Source organism: Streptomyces sp. NPDC090106, from assembly GCF_044747265.1.
Taxonomy (GTDB): Bacteria; Actinomycetota; Actinomycetes; order Streptomycetales; family Streptomycetaceae; genus Streptomyces.
The window spans coordinates 488,088-511,114 of record NZ_JBIVDS010000001.1 but is presented as its reverse complement, the minus strand read 5'-3'; the positions used below and the strand labels follow the sequence as shown (position 1 = coordinate 511,114).

The following is a 23,027-nucleotide window of genomic DNA, read 5'->3' as shown; positions in this document are numbered from 1 at the left end:
GCCCCTCGGCTCAGCCCCGGGGCGCCGCCGCCATCGCGCCCGCGCCCTGCGCCGGGACCACCCCGGGACCCGACCGCAGCCGCCGCCGCACCCCCCGCACCAGGGCGCCCGCCGTGTAGGTGGCGCCGTGCACGAACCGCATCGCCGGGCCGAAGCCGGACGCCGTGGCCAGACCGGTGAGGAACAGCCCCGGATGGGACACCGACTCGAAGTCACGGCCGATCTCGACGGTGTCGTCGCCCGCCGTCGCCAGCGCCGTGCGCAGATCCGCGCCGAGCAGCCCGAGCCGGTCCACGGTGGGCCTGAACCCCGTGGCCGCGATGACGTGTTCGGTCTCCAGGGAGCGCGAGCCCCGCACCCCGCCCGCCCGGCCCGCCAGGTCCAGCCGCAGCCCGCCCGGCACCGCGCTCGCCGCCGTGACCTCGTGGCCCAGCAGCACCTCGACGGCCGGCTCGACCCGGTCGCGCACCCACCAGGCGCCCGCCGGACCCAGTGCGGTCGTCGCGATCCGGGCCCGGGTCGGCTCGGGCAGCCGGTGGAAGAGGCCGGGGCGCTCGGCGTAGAACCAGTTGCGCCAGCCGCAGCCCAGGCCGCTGTGCGGGGAGCGCGCCGACCGCCACCAGGGGCGCTCCCAGGGCGGCGGCACGTCGTTCCAGCGCAGTTGCCCGGCGCGGGCCACCACCCGTACCCGCGTGCCCTGTTCGGCGAGCAGCGCCGCCGTCTCCAGCGCCGCCTGGCCGCCGCCGATCACGGTGACGTCCTTGCCGCGGAAGCGGTCGAGGTCGCTGTGGTGGCTGCTGTGGGTGACGAGGGAGGCGTCCAGGCCGCGGACGGCGGCCGGCACCTCCACGAACGGCATGACACCGACCGCGAGGGCCACCGTACGGGCCGCGAGGACCGTGCCGTCGTCGGCGAGGGCCTCGAAGCCGCCGGGGCGACGGGTCACCCGGGTGACCATGCGCTCCTCGACCTCGGGCACCGCGTTGCGGGCGAACCAGAGGCCGTAGTCGGCGAACACCTCCACCGGGATCGGCTCGCCGTGCCGGGCCGTCATGCCCCGGCTCTCGCAGTACACGTCCAGGCGCCAGCGGGACGCGGGGTCGGAGAGGTTGGAGGCCCAGGGTTCCGACTTCAGGAACATCCCCCGGGGCATGTGGTCGCGCCAGGAGGCCATCGGGCGGCCGAGGACGCGGACGTCCATTCCGGCCGCCGCGGCGTGCGACGCGATGGACAGGCCGTACGGGCCCGCGCCCACCACCAGCAGATCGTGCATCAGCAACTGCTCGCTTTCTCGTCGTCCGACAGGTCGGTCAGGTCCGGCGCGCTCGCCTGGCGCACCACGCGCGCGCGGCCCCGCTCGGCGGGCTGGGCGCGCAGCCGCTCGCTGAGGCGGCGCCCCACATGACGGCTCCACAGGCTCCACATCGCGCGGCCCGGCGCGCGGTCGTCCGGCGCGCTCCAGGCCAGCTCCCGGCCGGCGGACGCGGGGCGCAGCGCGGTCAGCGGGGAGTAGTTCTCCACCACGAACTCCCGCCCGTACCGGGGCGTCCCCTCCGGCAGCGGACGGTGCGTCAGGTCCAGATGCAGGGCACGGACGACGTCCAGGCCCGCGGAGTCGGCGAAGAGCCGGAACTGGGCGCCCGGGCGCGGGTTGAAGTCGAGCAGATGCGGCGAGCCGTCCTCGCCGCGGCGGAAGTCCAGGTCGAAGATGCCGCGGTAGCCCAGCTCGCCGACGATCCGCTCGGACAGCTGCCGCACCTGCGGGTCGGGCGTCCAGCGGCCCACCGCCGTCAGGCCCGCCCCGCGCGGCCAGGCCCGCAGTTTGACGCCGGGTCCGCCGCCGCGGACGGTGCCCGCGCGGTCGGCGTAGCCGTGGAAGAAGCGGTCCCGGTCGGTCCCGGGCGGCAGGAAGGCCTGAAGGAGCAGCCGGCAGCCCGCCTCCGCCGTACGGGCGTACAGCTCGCGCGCCTCCTGCGGGGAGCGCAGGACGACCGTGCTGCGCAGTCCTCCGCCGGACGGCAGCAGCCAGGGGCGGCTCCACTTCGCCACCACCGGCAGCCCCAGGCGCAGCGCGGCGCGCGCGGCCTCGGCCGGACCGTCCGGGACCAGGGTGAGCGGGTGCGGCACGTCCAGGGAGGCGCACAGGGCGGCCAGTTCCGCCTTGTCGGCGACGCGTTCGGCCAGCGCGCCCGGCGTCTGCGGCAGCAGGTAGGCGGGCGCCAGCTCCTCGCGCAGCCCGGCCACCGCGACCGCGCTCGCGTCGTCCATCGGGATCAGCACCGCCGGGCGGGCGATCCGGGCGGCGACCCCGCGCAGCGCGGCGGCGATGTCGGCGGGCGAGGCGCCCGGGGGCGGCGGGGGATGGATGCGGCGCACGAAACGCGACCGGGCCACCGGGCTTCCGGCGGTGTCCGCGATCACCTGCACGTCCACTCCGGCGCGGCCCAGCGAGCGCACGGCCCCGAGCGTTCCGTGGTGAAAGGGATTCCGGTCGACCCGCAGCAGGACGGCGGGGACACGGGTGTCAAAAGGCGACACGGATTCGATTTCCTTCGGTCGTTTCACTCGTGCGGACGATCGGAACACCCGAAAGGCGCGCACGCGGTGGCGGAGTTCGTATGTATATGACTCAGTGTCAGTTATCGGAAAAGTGTGAGAGCGGGAAAGGAGCAAGCATGGACTCACAGCAGCGACGGGCCCGGACCGGTCGGCTGGCGTTCCTCGCCGCCACCACGGCCGTGGCCGCCGCCCTGGCATCGGGTCCCGGATTCGCCGCGGGGGTGGTGGGGGCCGCAGATCCTCCCGCTCCCACGCCGACGGTGCCCGCGGCCCCGGCGGTGGAGCCGGTGCAGCCCCAGCCGGTCGACGCCGAGCCGGCCGGGCCGAAGCCGGTGGACCCCACGCCCGTGGAGCCGGTGAAGCCGGTCGAGCCCGTCGAGCCCAAGCCCCTGGAGGACCTCCCGGCCTTCGGCGCCTACCTCGACTACGGGCCGCGCGGGGTGACCCGGATGGCCGAGCTGAGCCGCTGGCTGGGCGGTGCCGACCTGCGCGTCGGCCACACCTATCTGCCCGGCGACCGCTGGAGCAACATCGAGGGCGCCCCGGACTTCCTGGAGTCCTGGGCCGACTGGCGCAACGAGCGCAAGGACCGGATGTTCGTCCTCAACGTGCCCATGCTGGAGCGCAACGAGGACCACGTCTCCGACGCCGAGGTGCGGCTCATGCTGCGCCGGGGCGCCGACGGCCAGTTCGACCATCACTTCCGCCGCCTCGCCCAGCGGCTGGTCGACCTGGACGCGCCGGACACGGTGATCGTGCTCGGCTGGGAGATGAACGGCATCACGTACACCCATCGCTGCGCGCCGGACCCGGAGGCCTGGAAGAAGTACTGGAACAGGATCGTCACCACCATGCGTTCGGTGCCGGGCCAGAAATTCCGCTTCGACTTCACGCCCAGCCGCGGCAAGGACGCCATCGGCTGGACGAAGTGCTATCCGGGCGACGACACGGTCGACATCATCGGCATGGACTCGTACGACCAGCCGGCCGGAATCTCCTTCGACCAGCAGGTGAAAGAGCCCTACGGTCTCCAGGAACACGTGGAATTCGCCAAGTCGCACGGCAAAGCAATTTCCTATCCTGAATGGGGACTCTTCCGCAACGGGGACAACGCCGAGTACATGCGGCGGATGCTCGCGTGGATGGACGAGCACAAACCGCTCTACAACACGCTGACGGACTACTGTCCGCACGGCGTGTGGCAGTGCGAGGACAACCCCAAGTCGTCCGAGGTCTACCGGTCCGTGCTCTTCGGCCGCGTCCCCGGCGAACCGACACCCGAGCCGACGCCGACCGAGCCCACGCCCGAGCCGACGCCGACCCCCACGCATCCGCAGAACTGCACCCCGATGAACCTCGGCGACTGGGTCGAGTACTGGATCGGCGGCAAGCTGTGCATGCGCTTCGACTGGTGGGAGCGCAGCCGGTAGCGGCCGGTTGCGGGAACGGTGGCGGGAACGGCGGCGGGTCGGTCACGATCCGCCGCCGTCCCGTTCCCGGCGCCCGCGCAGCAGTTCCTTGCCGCGCCGCCTGGCCGCCACGTCGCACAGCACCGCCGCCAGCAGCGGGGCGGTGCGCCGCCGGGCCAGCAGCAGCCGCTGGTTGACGACCGGTTCGGGCTTCCAGTGGTGCTTGTACGGCTCGTTGCCGCGCAGCAGGCTCAGCGTGCCCCGGGCGTGCTCGCCGCACGCGTCGAGCAGCAGCACCGCCACGTCCGCCTTCCGTTCGCGCAGACACGGATGGGCGCCGTACAGATATCCGCCCGCCAGCCGCGGCGACAGCAGTGTCAGATCGACCGCGACGACGTCGTCGTCCAGCCGGAACTCGGTGACGACCGCGTCCCCGGAACGGACCATCGGGGCGACCGCGCGCACCAGGTGCTCGCAGAACCGGGGCCGCAGGTGCTCGCTCGTCACCTTCCGGTCCCGCCACTGGAGCCGGTGCAGTTCCAGCAGCCGCCGCAGCGCCTTGTCGACCTCGTCCGGCTCCGCGACATGCCGCTCGATGCCGAGCGCCGAGTGCTTGCGCAGCTTGGCCCGCACCCGCTGCTGCGCCTTGGCCGACGGCAGCCGCGACACCAGCTCGTCCATCGGTACGGCGGGCAGCTCCAGGCACAGCGAGTCCGCCACCCGGCGCCGGGGGCCGCTCCACCGCTCGTAGACCTGCTCGGCGGCCCCGCCGGGACGCACCTCGCGCAGATCGACCAGGGCGCCGCGGGCCGCCCGCGCGAGCGCTCCGGTCAGCGCGGCCACCGCCTCCTCGCCGCGCTCCGCGTCGATCAGGACGTCCCCGTAGTCGGAGAGCGCCCCGCCGAGCGGAACGAGCGCGGGCACCGGACGCCGCACGAGGGTCAGCGGCGCCGCGGCGACCAGTTCACCGCGGCCGTCCCGCACCAGCAGCACCCGCAGCCGGCCCGGACGGCCGTACGACAGCCACCACGAGTGCAGCCAGGCGTGGCTCTGGAACGGGGTCGCGGACGGGCAACGCCCGTACAGCCGGCCCCAGTCCGGGCCGAGGGCGGCGAGGACCGAGGCGTCGGTGACGAGTTCCGTCGTGTACGTCACAGCGCGCCGTGCGCGTCGGCCGCCACGGCCGGGCCCGGCACCGAGGCCGCGACACGCTCCTCGCCGCCGCGCGTGCGCCGGGGCCGCACCAGCAGCACCAGACCGCCGAGCAGCCCGCCCGCGCTCGCCCCGACCAGCCCGGTCAGCGCGGGCGAGGCCGAGGAGGGCGCGCCGGGCTTCACCGCGCGGGCGAACTGCTGGAGTTCGACGTTGGTGGCGCTCTGCGCGGTGTCCGCGTGCCGGGTCAGGGCCCGGGCGACCGCGTTGGCCATGTCGGCGGCGACGTCGGCGCGCGAGGAGGTCGCCGTGATGGACACCATCGGCGCGTCCGGCGAGGTCGCGGTCCGCACGTTCGACTGGAGCGTCTTCACCGGCACACCCGCCCAGACCTGCGCGTCGCCGAGGACCGCGAGCTGGGTGGCGACCCGGCCGTACGCCTGCGCGAAGCCGAGCGCGGACGCCGGGTCGGACTTCTCGGTGGGGACGGCGACGACATAGCTGGTCGCCGTGTACGTCGGCGCCTTCACCAGCCCGTACGCCCCGCCGAGCAGCCCGCCGGCGACGGCACCGGCCGCCAGCAGGGACCAGGCCGGGAGCGCCCGGGCGCGGGTGAGGGGGGCCGGGCGCTGGGGTCCGGTGGGGTTCTCGGTCATGAGCTGCTGACTCCCTGGGGTGACGACGATGGGCTGGCCGCGGCCGCGTAGACGTCCATGAGCCGGGCGGCGCTGCGGGTGATGCAGTAGTGGTGGGCGGCGTCGGGCGCGGTGCGCGGACGCGGACCCCCGGCGCGGACGGCGGCGATCGCGCGCGCGAACTCCTCGTCCCCGCCCCGCACCCGGCGGGCCGCGGGCGCCGCGGGCGCGGGCAGGTCCTCGACGGCCGGGCAGGAGGCGTAGAGCACGGGCAGTCCCGACGCCAGCGCCTCGACGACCGCCAGCCCGAACGCCTCCTCCGGGGACGGCGAGGCCAGCAGGTCCATCGCGGCGGCGAGGGCGGGCAGACCGGGCCCGGGGGAGCCGTCGGGGACGGCCGGGCGTTCGCCGGTGAACAGCACCCGGTCCATGACCCCGGCCTCGCGCGCGGTGCGGCGCAGCACGCTCTCCTCGGCGCCGCCGCCGACCAGCAGCAGCCAGCAGTCCTCGGGCAGCCGGGCCAGCGCGCGGATCAGCACATCGAAGCGTTTGCCGGCGGCGAGCCGGCCGATGCCGCCGACGACGTACGCGTCCTCGGGCAGGCCGAGGCGGCGCCGGGTGCGCAGCCGCTCGATCGGGTCGAAGCGGAAGCGGGGCAGGTCGATGCCGTTGGGCACGACCTCGATACGGGGCTCCGGCACACCCCAGCGGCGCAGCCGGTCGGCGACCGTGGGGGAGACGGCGACCGTGGAACGGCCCAGGCGCTCGCTGGCGAGATACAGGCCGCGCACCCCGCGGGTGAGCCTGCGGCCCTCCATCTGCGAGTCGCCCAGGGAGTGTTCGGTGGCGACCACCGCGCGCACCCCGGCGAGACGCGCGGCGAGCCTGCCGTACACGCAGGCCCGGTACAGGTGGGTGTGGACGAGGTCGTAGCCGCCCGCCCTGATCTGCCGGACCAGGCGGGGCAGCGCGGCCAGGTCCCGGTTGCCCGCCATGCCCAGATGCGTGACCCGCACCCCGTCCGCGACCAGGCCGTCGGCGACCGTGCCCGGGTTGGTGAGCGTCACGACGTCGCAGTCGACCGGCAGATGGCGCAGCAGCAGCCGCAGTTGCTGTTCGGCGCCGCCGACGCCGAGGCCGGTGATGACGTGCAGGGCCCTCATCTCACATCCCCTCGACGGGGCGGCGGCGCAGGCGGTGCAGCCGGTACTTCAGATGCAGGCGCGGGCTCGTGTCGTTCTGCCCGATGTGCACGCGGGGCAGGGCGAGCGGGCTGTCGATCGGGCCCGGGTCGATGGCGCACGCGTACCGGTAGCCGGCCTCGCGCACGGCGTCGACGGCGCGCTCGTCGAGCGTCCCGTACGGGTAGCAGAACCCGTCGACGCCGGCGCCGGTCAGCTCCTCCAGCGCGACCCGGCTCTCGACGAGTTCGGCCTTGAGCCGGAGGTCGTCGGTGCGGGTGAGGTCGAGGTGGGTGAGGCCGTGCGAGCCGATCTCGACACCCGCCCGGTGGGCCTCCTGGACGCCCTCGGCGGTGAGCAGAGGCTTGCGCGGGCCGAGCGGGTCCCAGGCGTTCTCGCCGCCGAGCCGGCCGGGCAGCGCGAAGAGGGTGGCGCCGAAGCCGTGGCTGGTGAGGACGGGCAGGGCGCCGGTGAGGAAGTCTGCGTAGCCGTCGTCGAAGGTGAGCCCGACCAGGCCCCTGCGGCGGGGCGCGGCCAGCAGTTCGGCGACGGAGACGCCCCTGAGGCCGCGGCGGCGCAGCCAGGTCAGCTGGCGGTCGAGGCGTTCGGGGGCGACGGTGATGCGGTACGGGTCGTCGGAGGGGTCACCGACGGAGTGGTACATCGCGATCCACGGGGCGGTGGGGGTCTCAGCGCGTACGGCCATGCGTCAGCCTTCTCGTTGCGGTGCGTACGGATCGGAGGGCGGGTACGACACCCTGGGCGTCCAGCGCCCAGGCGAGCAGCAGGAACACGGCGGTGACGGTCGCGCCGCCCGCCAGCAGTCCCGGCAGGGGGCCCGGCAGCCGCCCGGCGACGAACGCTCCGGCGACCGTCGCGACCACGGCGGCCCGCAGCGGTCGGCTCAGCTCCCGCAGCACCAGCCGCCGCCGGACGGGGACGCTGCGCGCGCCCATCCCGGCCAGCAGCACCACGGCGGTCACGGTGATCCCGGCGGCGTTGGCGACGGCGATGCCGATGACCCCCCACGGGCCCACCGCCCAGGTGCCGATCCAGGACGTGGCGACGATGCCGAGGGCCATCGCGCCCACCGGGTACCAGCTCGGGCGGGCGGCCGAGAAGTACGACCGCACCAGCACCCCGGTGAGGGTCTGGCCGAGCAGGCCGAGCGCGTACACCCGCATCACGTCCGCCGTCGCCTCCGTGTCCCGGGCGGTGAACGCGCCGCGCTGGAAGAGGAGTTCGACGAGCTGGGGGGCGCAGGCGATGACGGTCGCCGCGCCGAGCAGCAGCATGCAGGTGGCGAGCGCGAGGTCGCGTTCCACCCGGCTGCGGGCCCGGTCGACGTCACCGTCGGCGAGGGCGCGCGCGACGACCGGGAAGGTGACCGTGCACAGCATCATCGACAGGGTCATCGGGATCTGGGCGATCTTCTGCGCGTAGTTCAGGTGCGAGATGGCGCCCGCGTCGAGCGTGGAGGCGAGGAACCGTTCGATGAGGGTCTGGGACTGCCGGCACAGCGCGAACAGCAGCACGGTGGCGACGAGCGCGCCGGTGACCGCGCGGGCGGAGGAGTCCGGGGATTCGGAGGAGTCCAGGGAGCCGGAGGAGTCCAGGGAGCCCGAGGAGTCCGAGGAGGCGGCGGCGGGCCGCGCGGCGTCGGTCCTGCGGCGGCACAGCTCCCTGACGAAGAGGGGGAGCTGGATCGCCACCATCAGCCCGCCGCCGAGGGCGACCCCGACCGCCGCCGAGCGCACGCCCCAGTGCCCGCCCAGCACGAACATCGACGTGATGATGCCGGTGTTGTACGCCACGTAGATCGCGGCCGGGGCGAGGAAGCGGCGGTGGGCGCGCAGCGCCGCGCTGAAGTAGCCCGCGAGGCCGAAGCCGAGGACGCAGATCGCGGTGAGGCGGGTGCAGTCGACGGCGAGCGCGGGGTCCGGCAGGCCGGGCGCCAGCGCCTCCACGACCCAGGGCGCCGCACCGACCAGCAGCGCGGACACCGCGACGAACGCCAGCGACAGCTTGGGCAGCGTGCCCGCCACCAGTGCCCGCACCGGGTCGCCGGGGGCGCCCTGCGCCCGCCGGGCCAGCGCCAGGGAGAACGCGGGGACCAGCGCGAAGGCGAGCCCGTCCTCGATGAGGAGGGTGGCCGCGAACTCCGGGACGGTCCACGCGACGAGGAACGCGTCCGTCTCGCTCCCCGCGCCGAACAGCCGCGCCAGCGCCTGGTCCCGCACCAGCCCGAGCAGCGCCCCGGCCGCGGTCAGCACAGCGGTGACGAGCGCCGCCTTGGCGAGGAAACCCCGGGAGGGGGAGGTGAGTTCGGGGCGCTCGACGGGAGGGGCGGGGGGCCTGCCGGCGATCGCGTCCGGCGCGGACGCCCCGGCGGAGGCCGCCCTCGGGGCGGCGAGTCCGTACGTGGTGGGCCCGGCCGGGGTGGTGACCGGTCCGGTCGACGCCGGTGCGGCGGGGCCCGTGGGGGCGGATGCCCCGGGGGAGAGGGGCTCCGGGAGCGTGGGGGCGGGCGGGGCCGGTCTTCCGGTGGCGCGGGGGATGCGGGGGGTGGGGCCGTCCGAGCCGAGTTCGGGGCCCGTCGAGGGTGGCGTCACCGTCATCGGGCCGCCGCCTCCGCCGGTCGCAGGGGTACGGGAGCCGGCGCCGGGAGGGGCCCGGGGCGGTCGCCGCCGGCCAGGCCCCACCAGGCGGCCAGCCCGAGGCAGACGGCGGTCAGGACCGTCGAGGGGCCGCCGATGTCGGCGTACATGAAGTCGGTGAGCTGCCAGGCGAGCAGGCCGCAGGCGACGAGTCCGCAGTCGAGGCCGGGGCCCGACCGTCTCACCCGCGCGAGGCCGCGCAGTCCGAGGACCAGCAGGGCCAGCCAGCCGCCCGCGAGGGCGAGCAGCCCGATCAGGCCCTGCTCGGCGAGGACCAGCAGGTACATGTTGTGCGGGGACAGCAGCGGCTGCACGCGGAACGCGGCGCCCGCGCCCTCGGTGTCGCTGCCCGCGGACAGGGCGAGCGAGGCGTTGGTGTCCCGGTGCTCGGGGAAGCCCTTCAACCCGACGCCGGTCAGCGGCTGTTCGCGCCACATGCCGATCGCCGCCGCCCACATCGTGTAGCGGTCGGTGACGGACTGGTCGGGCGCGTCGGCGACCTGGACGATGCTGTCGACGCGCTCCTGGAGCATCGCGGAGCCCACGCCGAAGCCGCCGACCAGGATCACGCCCAGCGCGGCCACCACGGCCCCCGCCTTCAGCGCCCGGCGCATCCCGGCCAGCACCAGCTGCGCCGAGCACGCCACCGCCGTGGCGATCCAGGCGCCCCGGCTGAAGGACACGGCGAGCGGCACCAGCAGCGCGCCCGCGCAGCAGGCCGCGGCCACCCGGTGCCGCAGCGGGGTACGGCCGAGCGCGAGACCCACCGCGCACACCAGGCCGAAGCAGACGACCGTCGCCATGCCCATCACGTCCTGCGCCCCGAAGGTGCCGACCGCGCGGATGGTCTGCCCCTGGTAGGAGGCGCCGGTCCCGGTCACGAACTGGTGCACGCCGACCGCGCCCTGCCACAGCGCGAGCCCGACGAACGACCAGGCGAGCAGCCGGAAGTCGCGGCGGTCGCGGATCAGCAGCAGGACGGCCGCCGGGACGAGCACGAAGATCTGGAGGTAGCGGCCCATGCCCGTCACCCCCGCGCCGGGGGAGGATGCGTTCACCGCGGCGACCGCGAGGCCCACCACGGGCAGGCCCAGGATCACGCCGGCCGTGCGCGACAGGGGACGGCGCCGGTGCCGCAGGAGGAGGACCGCGCAGTACAGGACCATCAGCGCGGAGAGCGCGTCGGCCGGGCCCGCGCCGCCCTCGCCGCCCGGTCCGAGCGGCAGGGCCAGCAGGGCGATGACCGCGATGACCGGGACGACCGGGAGTACCTGCGGCAGCCTCATCGGTCAGCTCCCCGTCGGCCGTACGAGTGTGGCGGCCGTGCGGGCGAGGATGCAGACGTCCTGCCACAGCGACCAGTTGTCGATGTACGCGTTGTCGAAGCGGGCCCGGTCCTCGATCGAGGTGTCGCCGCGCAGCCCGTGGATCTGGGCGAGCCCCGTGATGCCGGTCTGCATACGGTGGCGGGCCGCGTAGCCCGGGTAGGTCTGGCTGAACTTCGAGACGAAGTAGGGGCGTTCGGGGCGTGGACCGACCAGGCTCATGTCGCCGCGGACGACGTTCCACAGCTGGAGCAGCTCGTCCAGCGAGGAGCGGCGCAGGAAACGGCAGAACCAGGGCATCCGGTACTCGTTCGCGACGCTCCAACGGGTCGCCGCCTCATGCTCGTCGACGGGGCGGTGGGTGCGGAACTTCAGCAGCGTGAAGGGCCGCCCGTCCTTGCCGATGCGCTCCTGCCGGAACACCACCCCGCGTCCGTCGGCCAGTCGCAGCACCACCGCGCACAGCAGGAGCAGCGGGGAGACCAGCAGCAGCAGCGTCCCGGCGACCCCCACGTCCAGCATCCGCTTGCCGAAGCTGCCGCGCCGCCGCGTCCCGAGGTCGAGACGGCGGCAGGCGAACCCGGCGAGCAGATCGCGCGAGGCGTACGACGGGGAGTCGGCGTCCACCTCCCACACCGCGCACCCGGACTCGGCCAACGCCCTGAGCAGCGGCCCCTGTTCGGACCGCACCGAGGGGTGCACGACGAGGATGTCCCGGACGCCGTTCTGGACGATCGCCCGCTCGACCTCCTCGCCCCGGGTCAGCACGGGCAGGCCCTCGCTGCCGTCGGGTTCCTCGGTGACGACCCCCACCGGCCGCACCCCGCACCGCGGATGGCGCAGCACGCCGGCCGCCACGCGCTGCGCGGTGGAGGCGGGGCCGATGACGAGGGCGGCCCGGGGCCGGGCGCGCAGCGCGGCACCGTGCCGCCAGTGCACGAGGGCGCGGGCCGCGAGGGCCGCCGCCGACTGGACGAGGAACCCGGCGGCCAGGGCCGTCGCGGGCAGCGCGTGCCGCGGGGCGTAGGCCGCGAGCAGCGCGGCCAGGGCCAGCCAGGACACCGCGATCCGGCCGCAGACCACGGGGAGTTCGTCGAGCATGCCGGGCGCCGCGCGCCGCGCCTGCGGGCGCAGCAGTATCGACGCGGCCACCGACAGGGCGGCCAGCAGCGGCTGGTGGGCGGTGCCGGTCAGGGCGAGGGTGCCCAGCAGCGCGGCGGCCAGGTCCGCGGCGAGGAGCGGTACGGGCGAGGCGGCGGGCCGGGGCCGGGGGCGCCGCGCGGGGAACCGGAAACCGGCGCCGACACCGCGTGGCGTGAGGACCGAGACGGCCGAGGAACCGGGATTCCGTGGCTGCCCGCCGGGCGAGGGAAGGGTGCTTTCCGCGGTCACGAGTGGATGGACTCCCTGTACTCGGTGAACCCGGCCGGGATCACGTCACCCGCCGGGTCGAGCAGTTCGCGGTACACGCCCGCCACCGCCTCGGTCATGTGCCGTACGTCGTGCGTGTCCAGGACGTGCCGCCGGCCCTGGGTGCCGAGCGACGCGCGCCCCGGCGGATCGAGCAGCAGAGCGGCGACGGCGTCCGCGAGCGGCGCGGGACGGTCCGGCGGCACCAGGCACCGTGCGGCGAGCGCCGGCGGGAGGCTCTCCCGCGCGCCGTCCACGTCCGTCACCACCACCGGCCGCCCGCACGCCATCGCCTCCAGCGGCGCCAGCGCCATGCCCTCCCACCGCGAGGGCAGGACGACGAGATCGGCTGCCCGGTACCAGGCCACGGGGTCGGTGACCGATCCGGCGAACCGCACCGACTCCGGCGCGTGCGCGGCGAGCCGGGTGCGGTCGGGTCCGTCGCCGACGAACACCAGCCGGGCGCCCGGCACTTGGGTCAGGACCGCGTCCCAGGCCCGCAGCAGGACGTCCTGGCCCTTCTGCCGGCACAGCCGCCCCACGCACACCACGAGCGGGGCGTCCGGCGCGAGGTCCGGCAGCAGGGCCGCCCGCGCGGCGGGTGCCGCGGCGGGGCGGAAACGGACCGGGTCGATGCCGTTGGGGACGACGTCCCACCGTCCGGCGATCCCGGCGCGCACGCCGGTCGCGCGCTCCGCCTCGCTCACGCACACCACCCGGGAGGCCCAGCGCGCGCTCCAGCGTTCCCAGCGCAGGGCCAGCGCGGCCGTCGGGCCGCCGACCGCCTCGAAGGACCAGGCGTGCGGCTGGAACACGGTCGGGACCCGGCCGCGGACGGCGAGCCGTGCGGCGAGTCCGGCCTTCGCGCTGTGCGCGTGCACCAGTTCGGGACGTACCTCGTCGATCAGCCGTGCGAGCCGTCGCACCTCGCCGGGCAGCGACGGTCCCGGCGAGCGCGTCGCCCGCCAGGGCCGTACATCCGCGCCGAGTGCCCCGAGCCGGTCGGCGAGGCCGCCGCCGGGGCAGGCGACCGCGACCCGTGCCCCGGCGCCGAGCTGGGCCCGCACCAGGTCCGTCACGACACGGGCGACCCCGCCGTCCACGGGCTGCGTAACGTGGAGGACCCGCGGCCGGGGGTCGCTGACTGGCTGGTGCATTGCGCGGTTTCCTCGCTCACAAACGGCTCTCGGGACGGGCGGGAACGCGCCTCACCGCTGGGCGTCGACGGCGACGTAGAGCGCGCCGGCCCAGGCCGCGTCCTTCTCGGAAACGAGCCGGAAGGCCAGACGGTCACCACCGGACCCGAGCGCCTTGCCGAGATCGAACACGTCGGAGTCGTAGCCGAGGGTGTTCGCGTACGCCGGTACCCGGCGCGGCTGCTGCTGCCCGGGCTCGGAGATCGTCGAATTCAGTACGTCGGTACGGGGGTTGGCGGCGTCGGTCAGGGCGACCGGGGCGCGGTGCCCGGTCTCGACAGTGAGCGAGTCCCCTGTTCGACCGCGGTCGCCGTCGTAGGCGACGAGCCCGGCCCGGCCGGTGGCCCCCGCGGGGAAACCGACACCGTTCAGCCGAACGTCCCGGCCCCCGCGCAGCGTGTCGAAGCCGTCCCACAGGGCCAGATGGCGCAGCGGCTCGTCCGCCTTCTCGTACGCCACCACCAGTGTCCAGCCGCCCCAGGCGCCGGCGGCCGACCTCCCCATCGCCACGTTGACCTGGGCGACGGTGTAGAGACCCGAACCGCTGGACCGCACCAGGTCGGTGACGTCGGCGGAGGCCTGGAAGGCGTCCATGCCCTGGGCCGTGCGGTGGCCGACCGTGGTGTCGGCGAGGACCTGCTTGTACTGGCCGCCCGGTTCGGCGATCAGCACCCGGCCGTTGTCCTTGGGCGGTTTCTGCTCGCCCACGCGGAGGTTGCCGCCCCAGTAGAGCCGGGCGTAGGTGGCGCGGGCGCCCTCGGGCAGACGGACCTCCGCGCGCGAGGAGTTGTAGGTGTTGGGGTCGGAGTCGACGTCGATGTAGAACATGTCGAACGCGCCGTTGACCGCCTTCCCGCCCTCGCGGGCCGCGGGGCAGGCGGACTGGGCCTTGGTGGCCCGGCAGCTGATCGAGGAGTTGGCCGCGCGGACGAACCCGCCGTGCTGGAGGGCGTGGTGGCGTTCGGCGAACGGCAGCCGTTCGGCCTCGGGGGAGGGAGAGGGGGAAGGGGCTGCCGCCGCGATGGTGGCTAGGGCGAGGGCTCCCACCGTCGCTCGGCGCAGCAGCGGACGCGGAGATGGACGCATGACCGGGGTGACCTTCCGGGAAGGGCGTGTCATCGAGTCCGGCACAGGGAGTCGATGAGTGCGATGTGCTGGCTGTAGGGGTGCGTCGGGAGATCCGCAACTCTAGCTGCTATCCGTATTAATCCACCGAAACCGGACAACTGTGTCGGAATGGTGAATGCCTTCGCTTTCCGGGATCACCCCTTTGGCGGCACAACCCGCGTGCGTGCCACGCGTTGACACAGCGCCGGGCATCCGCCCGGGTGTTTGTGTCAACCCAAGGAGCACCTCTCCATGTCGCGTATCGCGAAGGGCCTGGTCCTTACCTCCGTTGCCGCCGCGGCCGTTGCGGGCGGCGCGGGCATCGCCGCCGCCGACAGTGGCGCGCAGGGCGCTGCCGCCCACTCCCCGGGCGTGCTGTCGGGCAACGTCGTCCAGGTTCCGGTCCACGTCCCGGTCAACGTCTGCGGCAACACCGTGAACGTCATCGGCCTGCTGAACCCGGCCTTCGGCAACACCTGCGTCAACGACTGAGGTCGCGGCGCAACCCCTGTGCCGGCCGCCCTCCCGTGGAGCCTCCACGTGAGGGCGGCCGGTTTCGCGTTCCCCCGAATGGGGGGTGGGGTGGCGGACGCGGTGCGCGCGCCCTGGCGAGGGGTCTCACCAGGGCAGATGCGAACCGGGGGGATCAACCTGTTATCACCCGGTGTGGTCAATCGGTTGCGGTGCGTGGTGAGCGCTTTCACGGTGGGCAGAAGTTCCGTCCCCCAAGAAAGGGAACTTTCATGCGTGCTCTGTCCGCACGGCGTATGGCGTCAGCCGCAGTGACTGCCGCTCTCCTCGTCGGCATCACCGGTCCGGCCGCGACGGCCGTCGACCACGAGACGAAGCGTGAGCGCATCGAGGCGGCGGCCAAGGCGCCCGTCCCCGGTGCGGACGCGCTGCTCGCCCAGGTCAAGAGTCTCGGCGACCTCGGAGGCGTACTCGCCCCCGTCGCCGGTCTGCTCACCGCCGCCCTCCAGGCCGACAACGGCCAGCTCACCCCCGAGCAGGCCACCGACCTTGGCGGCAAGGTCACGGACGCCATCGGCAAGGTCACCTCGGCGGCGCCCGTCCCGGTGCCCACGACCCCGGCCACCCCGGCGACCCCGACCGTCCCCGCCACGCCCGCCCTGCCGTCGACCCCGGTGCCGCTGCCGACGCTGCCGCTGCCCACCAGCAAGAGCGACGACTCCAAGGCGCCGTCCGCCGACGCGGTCGGTGACGCGCTCGGCGCGCTGCAGAAAGCGGTCACTGACCTCCTGGCCGCGGCGACCGGCGGTGACCCGGCCAAGGTCGTGCCCGCCGCCCAGGGCGTGCTGACCAGCCTCGTCAGCGCCATCGTCGCCATCCTGCTCGGCGGCGGTCTGCCGCTGCCGCTCCCGGTGCCGCTGCCCACGGACGCGCTGCCCACGGACGCGCTCCCGACGGGCGGACTGCCGACGGATGCGCTGCCGGTGCCGACGGACGCGCTGCCGGTGCCCACCGGCTCGGTGCCGGCCGTCGGCGGTCTGCTGCCGACCTCCTGAGGCGTCCGGGGCGGCCGGCCCGCCCCGGCCCTCACGCCCCGGCCCTCACGTCCCGGCCGTCGCGCCGGTCCCCCCGCGGGGCCGGCGCGACGGCCGTTCTGTTTTCTTATCGTTTTCTCCTGCTTTTCCATGGAGCGCAATCCCGCGGAGCCGGTTGCAGAAACTTTCTGCGCGCGGAGTTTCCGGTCCGGTCGATCATCGTTAGGCACGGCGTCAGGAAATTCTCCGAAAGGAACATGATGAAGTCCCTGAAGGCTGCCGCTGTCGTCGCCGGTTCCCTCGTGATCGCCGGTGCCGCCGCGCCCGCGTTCGCCGCCGGCACCGCCGACCTCACGCCCACCAGCCTCAACGGCGCCCTGAACACGCTCGCCGCCGGTCAGTACGAGCTCGCCGACGCGATGCCGCTCCAGCACCAGTCGAACGCCCTCGACACCGAGAACAAGGACTCCGTCCTCAGCACCGTGAACGGCGCGACCGGTGCGCTGAACTCCAGCGGGCTGCTCGGCGGTCTGCCGCTGCAGAACTGACGCGGCACCGGGCCGATTACCGCGCCCGATACCGGACCCATACCGGGCCCATTGCCGGTCCCCTTTCGGATCAGGGCCCTTTCCTCGCGCCGTCCCGGCGCCCGGAAAGGGTCCTTTTCCGTGCCCCGCCACTCGCTTTCCCGTGTTATTTTCTCGTGCTGTTCGAAGGAATATCCCTCGTTCGTGTGGACCGCGTGCGGGACGTCGCCCGGTCGGGTGAGAACGGGTCAGGGGCCGTTCGGGGCCGTCGATATGGTCGCGCCGTGACCTCAACCTCAAGCGAAACCCGCCCCTTCAACGCCGCCGACCTCGGCACGCTCGTCGTCATGGCCTGGAGCGGCGAGGCCCCCGACGGCGACATGCCCTACCTCCTCGCCTACACCCTCGGGGACGCGGCGGCCGGCCCGGAGGCCTCCACGGCCGCCGTGGAGGCGCTGCTGGAGAACAACGGACTGCCCGTCGGCGGCGACCTCGTCGACGGCAACTCCCGCCCGAGCCTGCCGGTCAGCCTGCTCGTCCAGGCCGGCACGGCCGTCGTCAACATGCCCGGCTTCAACGCCCAGTGCATCCCGCCCGCCGAGTGGCTGGAGGCCGTCGCCGAACGCGGCTTCGCCTACTTCGTGTTCACCACCCGCCCCTGGCCCGACGCCGCCCCCGGCAGGCCCGTCGAGCCCGAGGCCCTCGCCGCCTTCGCGGGCGCCGACGAGACGCTCAACGCCGCCGCCCACGTCGTCCTCCCGGCGCGCAGCCTGCGCGGCTGACCCGGCCGGCGCGGCGCACGACGGCTCGGCGGGACCCGGCAGCGGGCCGGTCGTACTACCGAGCCGTCGTACTACTGCGGCACCCGGGGGAATTGTGCGCTGGTGGGCGCTCCGGGGTCGTTACGCGGTACGGACGTTGAGCCCACCGAATCCTGAAAGGGACCGTGCCTGAGATGAAGTCGACCACCCGAGGAACCCTTGCCGCCCTGCTCACGGGCGTCGCCGCCGCGGTGGGCGCCACCGCGACCCCCGCCGCGGCGGTGGAGACGGTCCCCGTACCGGTGCCGTTGCAGGGCGTCGAGAACTCCCTGGGCGTGGAACTGCCCACCCTCGCGGGTGAGATCCCGCTGCCGACGCCCGGCGCGCCCGAGGGCCCGCAGTACGTCGAGGGGCGGCTCATCCCCGAGCGGGTCATCCCGCAGCTGCCCGTCTCCGGCGGGCTGCCCGGCGCCGACCTGCGCGCCCCGCTGCCGCGGCTCCTCGGCGACGACTTCGACCACGTCGGCGTGGGCACCGAGGCCGCCGACCTCAGGACGCTCGCCCCGGGCCTGACCCTGGACGCCCCGCTGACCGCGCCGGGCGCCGACAACTACGGGATGCCCGAGCCGAAGCTCCCGCAGGTCGGCGTCCTCACGCCGCTCCTGCAGACGGTGCCCGCCGCGAACGTGGTGACCGGCCCCGGCCTCTGAGCCCGCCCGCTCCCGGGAGCCCGCATGGCCCACCGACGGTGACCGTGCGGGCTCCTTCGCGGTTACCGGTACGGATCAACCGAACCGGACGAGGAGCACACGATGGTCGTGAGTGTCGGCGGAGTGGCCGTAGGGGCGCAGGGCGAGCCGAGATCCGCCCCGGTGCGCGGCAGACGGGACCTGCTGCGCGGGCTGCTCGCCGCGGCCGGAGCCCTGGCGCTCGCCCCGGTCGTCGCCGCGTCCCGGCCGCCGAGGCGCGCGGACGACCTCACCGAACCCGTCTTCGACGAGACGTACCGAGGCCGCCGTATCCGCGGGGTCAGGACCACCGCGGGCCGTACCTTCGGCGCCGCCGAGTGGCACGTCACCGTCGACGGCCGCCCGCTGCACCTGATGCGCCGCGCCGACGGCACCTGGCTGAGCATGGTCGACCACTACCGGTCCTACGCGACCCCCCTGGAAGCGGCGCGCGGCGCCGTCGACGAACTCGCCCCCGGGGAGCAGCTGCGCGAGACCCACATGAGGAACGCGGACATGAGCGGCATGGACATGGGGGGACACCATGGCGTACATCCGTAAGAACGCCGCCACGCTCACGGCCGCCGAGAAGCGGCGGTTCGTGAAGGCGCTCCTGGAGATCAAGCGGCGCGGCGAGTACGACGAGTTCGTCCGGATGCACATCGACTTCTACGTCACCGACGGCGAGGGCGGACTGCGCACGGCCCACATGGCGCCGTCCTTCCTGCCCTGGCACCGGCGGTTCCTGCTGGACCTGGAGCGGGCGCTGCGGCGCGTCGACTCCTCGGTGACGGTCCCGTACTGGGACTGGACCAAGGACCGCAGGGCCGGTGCCGCGCCCTGGACGGCGGATCTGCTCGGCGGCGACGGGCGGCTCGCGGACCGGCAGGTGACGACCGGGCCGTTCGCCTACCGGACGGGCGACTGGACCATCCGGGAGGGCGTGACCAGCGGGGAGTACCTCACCCGGGACCTCGGACGCTCCCGTGACCCGATCGAACTGCCCACCCGGGCCGAGCTGGAGACGGCGCTGGACGACCCGGTCTACGACGTCGCGCCCTGGGACTCCACGTCCGCCAAGGGGTTCCGCAACCGGCTGGAGGGCTGGTCGCGGGGGAGCGGGCCCAGCGCCTGGCGCACCCACAACCGGGTGCACCGCTGGGTCGGCGGCGCCATGCTCGGCGGCGCGTCCGTCAACGACCCCGTCTTCTGGATGCACCACGCCTTCATCGACCTGTGCTGGGACCGCTGGCAGCGACGCCACGGCGGCCCCCGCTACCTGCCCGCGACACCGCCCGGCCCCGGCAACGCGCAGCACGGCCGGATCGTGGCCCGGCTGGAGAAACTGCCGCCCTGGGACGTGACCCCGGACTCGCTGGAGGACGTCAGCGGGATCTACCGGTACGGGTGACGCCCGCGGCGGTGCGCGGACGCGGCGGAGCCCCGGCGCTCGGAGTGCCGGGGCTCCGCCCTACGCGGGGGGTGAGGCGGCGTCAGCCGCCGTAGCCGTAGCCGCCCTTGTCGTCCGGGCCGTCGCTGACGTTGGCGCAGCTGTTGCCGAAGGCCGGGTTCAGCAGGCCGATGACGTCGACGGTGTTGCCGCACACGTTGACCGGGATGTGGACCGGGACCTGCACGACGTTGCCCGACCCGACGCCGGGCGAGTGGACGGCCTCACCCTGGGCGCCCGCGTCCGCCAGGGCCATACCGGCGCTGCCGAGCGCCACGGCACCGGCGCCGAGGGCGACACCGGCAGCCTTCGCGATGCGAGACATCACGTTCTCCTTTGATTCGAGGAGTGCGCCGGCAGGACGCGCCGTCGCACTTCCCCTACAACGCCGCCGCTCACGGCTGGTCACGGCGAGGACGGGGGGATCACCCTTTTTGAACAGGAAACAGCCGGGCCGGATCACGGGGGGAGAATTCGCTTCGTTCCCGCCGGGGCCCGGCCGGCCTGCCCGTCGAGGAGACCGCCCTCGCGCTGCCGCGGCTGCGCGAGCAGGGCGCGGTGACCGCCGACGGCGAGGGAGGCGGTACCGGCTACGCGTGCCGACCAGGTCCTGCGCACCTTCGTCCGGGACGGGCGGCCGGTGCGAGGACAGAGGGACCGGCCGTGTGACGCTCCGCCGCCATCTGGTGGAACCCGGGCCATCCACCGCGCGGCGCGGGGATCTGCCGGCGGGCGTACGCCGGGGTCGCCGCCCGACCGGCTCCGGCGGTCACGGCAGCCGCCGTAGCGGTGAACCCGCCCGCCAGGCCTGGATGTTCTCCACGGCCTGGCCGTAGTACGTGCGGTAGTTGGCCTCGGAGACATAGCCGAGGTGAGGGGTGGCGAGGAGGCGGGGGGCCGTGCGCAGGGGGTGGCCGGCGGGGAGCGGCTCACGGTCGAAGACGTCCACGCCCGCGCCCGCGATCCGGCCCTCGCGCACCACGGCGAGCAGGGCCTCCTGGTCGACGATGGCCGCGCGGGAGGTGTTGACCAGGTAGGCGGTCGGCTTGAGCAGGGCCAGTTCGGCGGCGCCGAGCAGACCGCGGGTGCGGTCGCCGAGGGCGAGGTGGACGGAGACGAAGTCGCTCTCGCGCAGCAGGTCCTCCAGGCCCGCGGCGCGTTCGACGCCCTCCTCGGCGGCGCGCTCCGGGGTGAGGTTGTGGCTCCAGGCGGTCACCCGCATGCCGAACGCGAGGCCGACGCGCGCCACCCGGGCGCCGATCCGGCCGAGGCCGAGGAGACCGAGGGCGCGGCCGTGCAGGTCGGCGCCGACCGTCGACTGCCAGGGGCCGTCCGCGCGCAGGGCGTTGTTCTCCTGGACCACACCGCGTGCCAGGCCGAGCAGCAGCGCCCAGGTCAGTTCGACGGGCGGGGTCGGGGAACTCGCCGTGCCGCACACGGTGATCCCGTGGGCCTCGGCGGCGGTGTGGTCGATGGCGCCGTTGCGCATGCCGGAGGCGATCAGCAGCTTCAGCCGGGGCAGCCGGGCGAGCAGGGCGGCGGGGAAGGGCACGCGCTCGCGGAGGGTGACGACGATGTCGAAGTCCGCGAGCGCCCGCGCCAGTTCGTCCTCGTCGGCGATGTGCTCACGGAAGGGGACGAGCTCCACGTCCGGCGGCCAGTCGGCACACCCGGCCGCCACGTTCTGGAAGTCGTCGAGCACAGCGCAGCGCAGCCGCACGGCGGTCCCTTTCCACGCACTCCGAGGTCGGAGACCGACTGTAGCCCTCTGATCGACAGGCGTTGTTTTGAGCCCTGAGTTGTCGATTTCAGGCCGAAAGGGACCCTGAGCTTTACGAGTACAGTGAACAACTGTTCAATGAACTCGGAACAGGAGCATCCGAATTCACTCTGTGGAGCTGCTGAGCACTCCGCTCACATTGAGAACCTCGTGACACTCCTGTGCCTGCCGACCCGTGGCCGGTGTGCCGGGCTTCGCGCAGGTCACGCTGATCGTCACCGTGTCGTTCGCGGGGATCTTGATGGGGGTGACCCAGTGGTAGTCCTGGTTGCGGAACGTCTCCAGCGCGATCGTGGTGATCTTCCGGTCGCCGAAGTCGATCGTCATCACCCCTTCGTCGCCCTGGAAGTTGGCGACGACGATGTCCGTGACCCCGAAGACGGTGTCCTCCGGCACCTTGTACGTACCCGTCTTCGTCTGCCCGGTGCCCGTCTTCAGGTCGATGGTCGCCGAGCTCTGCTGGCCCACGCCCGTACCGGTGCCGCCGCCGGTCGAGCCGCCTCCGCCGCCGCTGCCCGAACCCGGCGCGCCCGACTCCTGGCCGCCGCCGGGCTGGTTGTCCGTGCCCGTGCCGGGGGAGGAGCCGTCCGCCTGGCCGTCGGCCGGGGTGGGACGCGGCTGGACCGCCTCGGTGGCCGCCTCCTCGGCGGCGCTGCGCACCACGGGACGCACCAGCGCGAACCACGCCAGCAGCAGCGCGAGCAGCGCGGCGAGCACCGCCAGCAGCCACTTCGGGAAGATCGGTATCTGGACGAACTCCGCGTCCAGGGACGGTGCCACGGCCGCGTCGGCCGGGTGGGCCTCCACCGTCTCCGCCCGCTCCCCGGTCTCCCGGGTGTCCAGCGTGAACGGCCACACCACCGGGTTGCCGAACCACACCGGCTTGGCGGTACGGACCCGCAGCCGGACCTCCGTCGACTCACCGGGCTCCAGCGCCGGCTCCGCCGGGGCGAACGTGAAGCCCAGCTCCTCGCCCGCCTGACCGGGCGTGAAGCCCACCCGCACCGGGGTGTTGCCCTGGTTGCGGACGGCCAGCAGATACCGGCCGCGCAGCCAGCCGCGCCGGCGGCGCGGGGCCAGCTCGGTGCGCAGCTCGTGGAACTCACCGATGTGCACGGTGGTTTCGAGGACCTTGACCGACTCGGGGTGCTCGTTGGGCAGCACCCGCACACCGAGCGGGACCTCGCCCGCGCGGATCTCCGGCGAACGCGGCGGCGCCAGGGTGAGCGTCACCGTCTCGGAGGTGCCCGGGTAGAGGGAGACGCGCGCGGGCTCCACCGTCGTCCAGTCGGCGCAATCGCCGGCGACCGTGAGGTCGTACGCCTCGACGATGTCACTGTCGTTGCGGACGGTCAGCGTGGTGGTGGCGATGTCACCCGGCGTCACGGTCACGGCCGGGATGTCGAGGCCGGGCGCACCGGGACCGGAAGAGGCTGCGGAAGGCGTCACGCGCCCACCGTAGAAGCGGGTCCCGGCAGGCGGCGAGGAACGGGAGGGCAATGTGCGGGCAGCTTCGTTGCCCGGCAAGCCCATGTCAACTCCGTTGTAACAGTGGGCTCTTAATGTGGCGAGCCGCCTCGCGTGGACCACCGGCCCATGGTCGCCTCACGTGTATCACCCTGCCCCCCACCGACTCATGAAAACG

The 23,027-nt window shown here is 74.2% G+C and carries 22 protein-coding genes; 8 read left to right on the top strand and 14 right to left on the bottom strand.

Annotation, left to right across the window (positions count from 1 at the left end; genetic code table 11):
• Positions 1-10: 10 nt before the first annotated feature.
• Positions 11-1,273: an NAD(P)-binding domain-containing protein gene (locus ACIPSE_RS02305; RefSeq protein ID WP_401656475.1), complete on the bottom strand. Its 1,263-nt coding sequence runs from the start codon at positions 1,271-1,273 to the stop codon at positions 11-13.
• Complete coding sequence (locus ACIPSE_RS02300; protein ID WP_401656473.1) at positions 1,273-2,538, bottom strand: ATP-grasp domain-containing protein; 1,266 nt, start codon at positions 2,536-2,538, stop codon at positions 1,273-1,275. Before ACIPSE_RS02300 ends, ACIPSE_RS02305 begins: the two co-directional genes overlap by 1 nt.
• Positions 2,539-2,675: 137 nt before the next feature.
• Here ACIPSE_RS02300 and ACIPSE_RS02295 point away from each other — a divergent pair, with 137 nt between their 5' ends.
• Entirely contained in the window at positions 2,676-3,989 is a 1,314-nt protein-coding gene (locus ACIPSE_RS02295; RefSeq protein WP_401656471.1) for a glycosyl hydrolase, read from the top strand.
• Positions 3,990-4,031: 42 nt separating this feature from the next.
• On the opposite strand, the gene ACIPSE_RS02290 is transcribed toward ACIPSE_RS02295, so the two are convergent.
• Genes ACIPSE_RS02290 through ACIPSE_RS02250 form a run of 9 tightly spaced genes read right to left on the bottom strand, consistent with a single transcriptional unit; the run spans position 4,032 to position 14,610 of the window.
• Positions 4,032-5,123 carry a GNAT family N-acetyltransferase gene (locus ACIPSE_RS02290; RefSeq protein ID WP_401656468.1) on the bottom strand — a complete coding sequence of 364 codons (1,092 nt, stop codon included), beginning with the start codon at positions 5,121-5,123 and terminating at the stop codon, positions 4,032-4,034.
• Complete coding sequence (locus ACIPSE_RS02285) at positions 5,120-5,776, bottom strand: lipopolysaccharide biosynthesis protein (protein ID WP_401656466.1); 657 nt, start codon at positions 5,774-5,776, stop codon at positions 5,120-5,122. The genes ACIPSE_RS02290 and ACIPSE_RS02285 overlap by 4 nt, the downstream gene beginning before the upstream one ends.
• Positions 5,773-6,918, bottom strand: coding sequence for a glycosyltransferase (locus ACIPSE_RS02280; protein WP_401656464.1), 1,146 nt, complete (start codon positions 6,916-6,918; stop codon positions 5,773-5,775). The genes ACIPSE_RS02285 and ACIPSE_RS02280 overlap by 4 nt, the downstream gene beginning before the upstream one ends.
• A 1-nt stretch (position 6,919) precedes the next feature.
• Positions 6,920-7,642: a polysaccharide deacetylase family protein gene (locus tag ACIPSE_RS02275; RefSeq protein ID WP_401656462.1), complete on the bottom strand. Its 723-nt coding sequence runs from the start codon at positions 7,640-7,642 to the stop codon at positions 6,920-6,922.
• The gene (locus ACIPSE_RS02270; protein WP_401656460.1) at positions 7,626-9,554 is read right to left on the bottom strand and encodes a lipid II flippase MurJ; all 1,929 of its coding nucleotides are present in this window, start codon (positions 9,552-9,554) and stop codon (positions 7,626-7,628) included. Before ACIPSE_RS02270 ends, ACIPSE_RS02275 begins: the two co-directional genes overlap by 17 nt.
• Positions 9,551-10,879, bottom strand: a complete 1,329-nt coding sequence (locus ACIPSE_RS02265; RefSeq protein WP_401656458.1) for an O-antigen ligase family protein — start codon at positions 10,877-10,879, stop codon at positions 9,551-9,553. Before ACIPSE_RS02265 ends, ACIPSE_RS02270 begins: the two co-directional genes overlap by 4 nt.
• 3 nt (positions 10,880-10,882) lie before the next feature.
• Positions 10,883-12,310: an exopolysaccharide biosynthesis polyprenyl glycosylphosphotransferase gene (locus ACIPSE_RS02260; protein WP_401656456.1), complete on the bottom strand. Its 1,428-nt coding sequence runs from the start codon at positions 12,308-12,310 to the stop codon at positions 10,883-10,885.
• Positions 12,307-13,485 carry a glycosyltransferase gene (locus tag ACIPSE_RS02255; RefSeq protein ID WP_401656454.1) on the bottom strand — a complete coding sequence of 393 codons (1,179 nt, stop codon included), beginning with the start codon at positions 13,483-13,485 and terminating at the stop codon, positions 12,307-12,309. Before ACIPSE_RS02255 ends, ACIPSE_RS02260 begins: the two co-directional genes overlap by 4 nt.
• 51 nt (positions 13,486-13,536) lie before the next feature.
• Positions 13,537-14,610, bottom strand: a complete 1,074-nt coding sequence (locus ACIPSE_RS02250; RefSeq protein WP_401656452.1) for a DUF3344 domain-containing protein — start codon at positions 14,608-14,610, stop codon at positions 13,537-13,539.
• Between the two features lie 273 nt (positions 14,611-14,883).
• Here ACIPSE_RS02250 and chpG point away from each other — a divergent pair, with 273 nt between their 5' ends.
• The 7 genes from chpG (at position 14,884) to ACIPSE_RS02215 (ending at position 19,563) form a co-directional block, all read left to right on the top strand.
• Positions 14,884-15,123, top strand: a complete 240-nt coding sequence (chpG, locus tag ACIPSE_RS02245) for a chaplin ChpG (RefSeq protein ID WP_401656450.1) — start codon at positions 14,884-14,886, stop codon at positions 15,121-15,123.
• Positions 15,124-15,413: 290 nt separating this feature from the next.
• A complete protein-coding gene (locus tag ACIPSE_RS02240; protein ID WP_401656448.1) occupies positions 15,414-16,157 on the top strand; it encodes a hypothetical protein in 744 nt (247 codons plus the stop codon).
• A 239-nt stretch (positions 16,158-16,396) separates the two neighbouring features.
• Entirely contained in the window at positions 16,397-16,684 is a 288-nt protein-coding gene (locus ACIPSE_RS02235) for a hypothetical protein (RefSeq protein ID WP_401656446.1), read from the top strand.
• Between the two features lie 263 nt (positions 16,685-16,947).
• Positions 16,948-17,445 (top strand): DUF5949 family protein, encoded by a 498-nt coding sequence (locus ACIPSE_RS02230; RefSeq protein WP_401656444.1) that lies wholly within the window; start codon positions 16,948-16,950, stop codon positions 17,443-17,445.
• A gap of 173 nt (positions 17,446-17,618) precedes the next feature.
• A complete protein-coding gene (locus ACIPSE_RS02225; protein WP_401656442.1) occupies positions 17,619-18,134 on the top strand; it encodes a hypothetical protein in 516 nt (171 codons plus the stop codon).
• A 102-nt stretch (positions 18,135-18,236) separates the two neighbouring features.
• Positions 18,237-18,713: a tyrosinase cofactor gene (locus ACIPSE_RS02220; protein WP_401656440.1), complete on the top strand. Its 477-nt coding sequence runs from the start codon at positions 18,237-18,239 to the stop codon at positions 18,711-18,713.
• The gene (locus ACIPSE_RS02215) at positions 18,697-19,563 is read left to right on the top strand and encodes a tyrosinase family protein (RefSeq protein ID WP_401656438.1); all 867 of its coding nucleotides are present in this window, start codon (positions 18,697-18,699) and stop codon (positions 19,561-19,563) included. Before ACIPSE_RS02220 ends, ACIPSE_RS02215 begins: the two co-directional genes overlap by 17 nt.
• Before the next feature lie 82 nt (positions 19,564-19,645).
• Here ACIPSE_RS02215 and ACIPSE_RS02210 read toward each other — a convergent pair whose 3' ends face one another.
• From ACIPSE_RS02210 to ACIPSE_RS02200, 3 genes are all read right to left on the bottom strand, one after another.
• The gene (locus ACIPSE_RS02210; RefSeq protein WP_401656436.1) at positions 19,646-19,927 is read right to left on the bottom strand and encodes a chaplin; all 282 of its coding nucleotides are present in this window, start codon (positions 19,925-19,927) and stop codon (positions 19,646-19,648) included.
• 444 nt (positions 19,928-20,371) lie between these two features.
• Entirely contained in the window at positions 20,372-21,322 is a 951-nt protein-coding gene (locus tag ACIPSE_RS02205; protein ID WP_401656434.1) for a D-2-hydroxyacid dehydrogenase family protein, read from the bottom strand.
• Positions 21,323-21,487: 165 nt separating this feature from the next.
• The gene (locus ACIPSE_RS02200; protein WP_401656432.1) at positions 21,488-22,831 is read right to left on the bottom strand and encodes a hydrolytic protein; all 1,344 of its coding nucleotides are present in this window, start codon (positions 22,829-22,831) and stop codon (positions 21,488-21,490) included.
• Between the last annotated feature and the right edge of the window lie 196 nt (positions 22,832-23,027).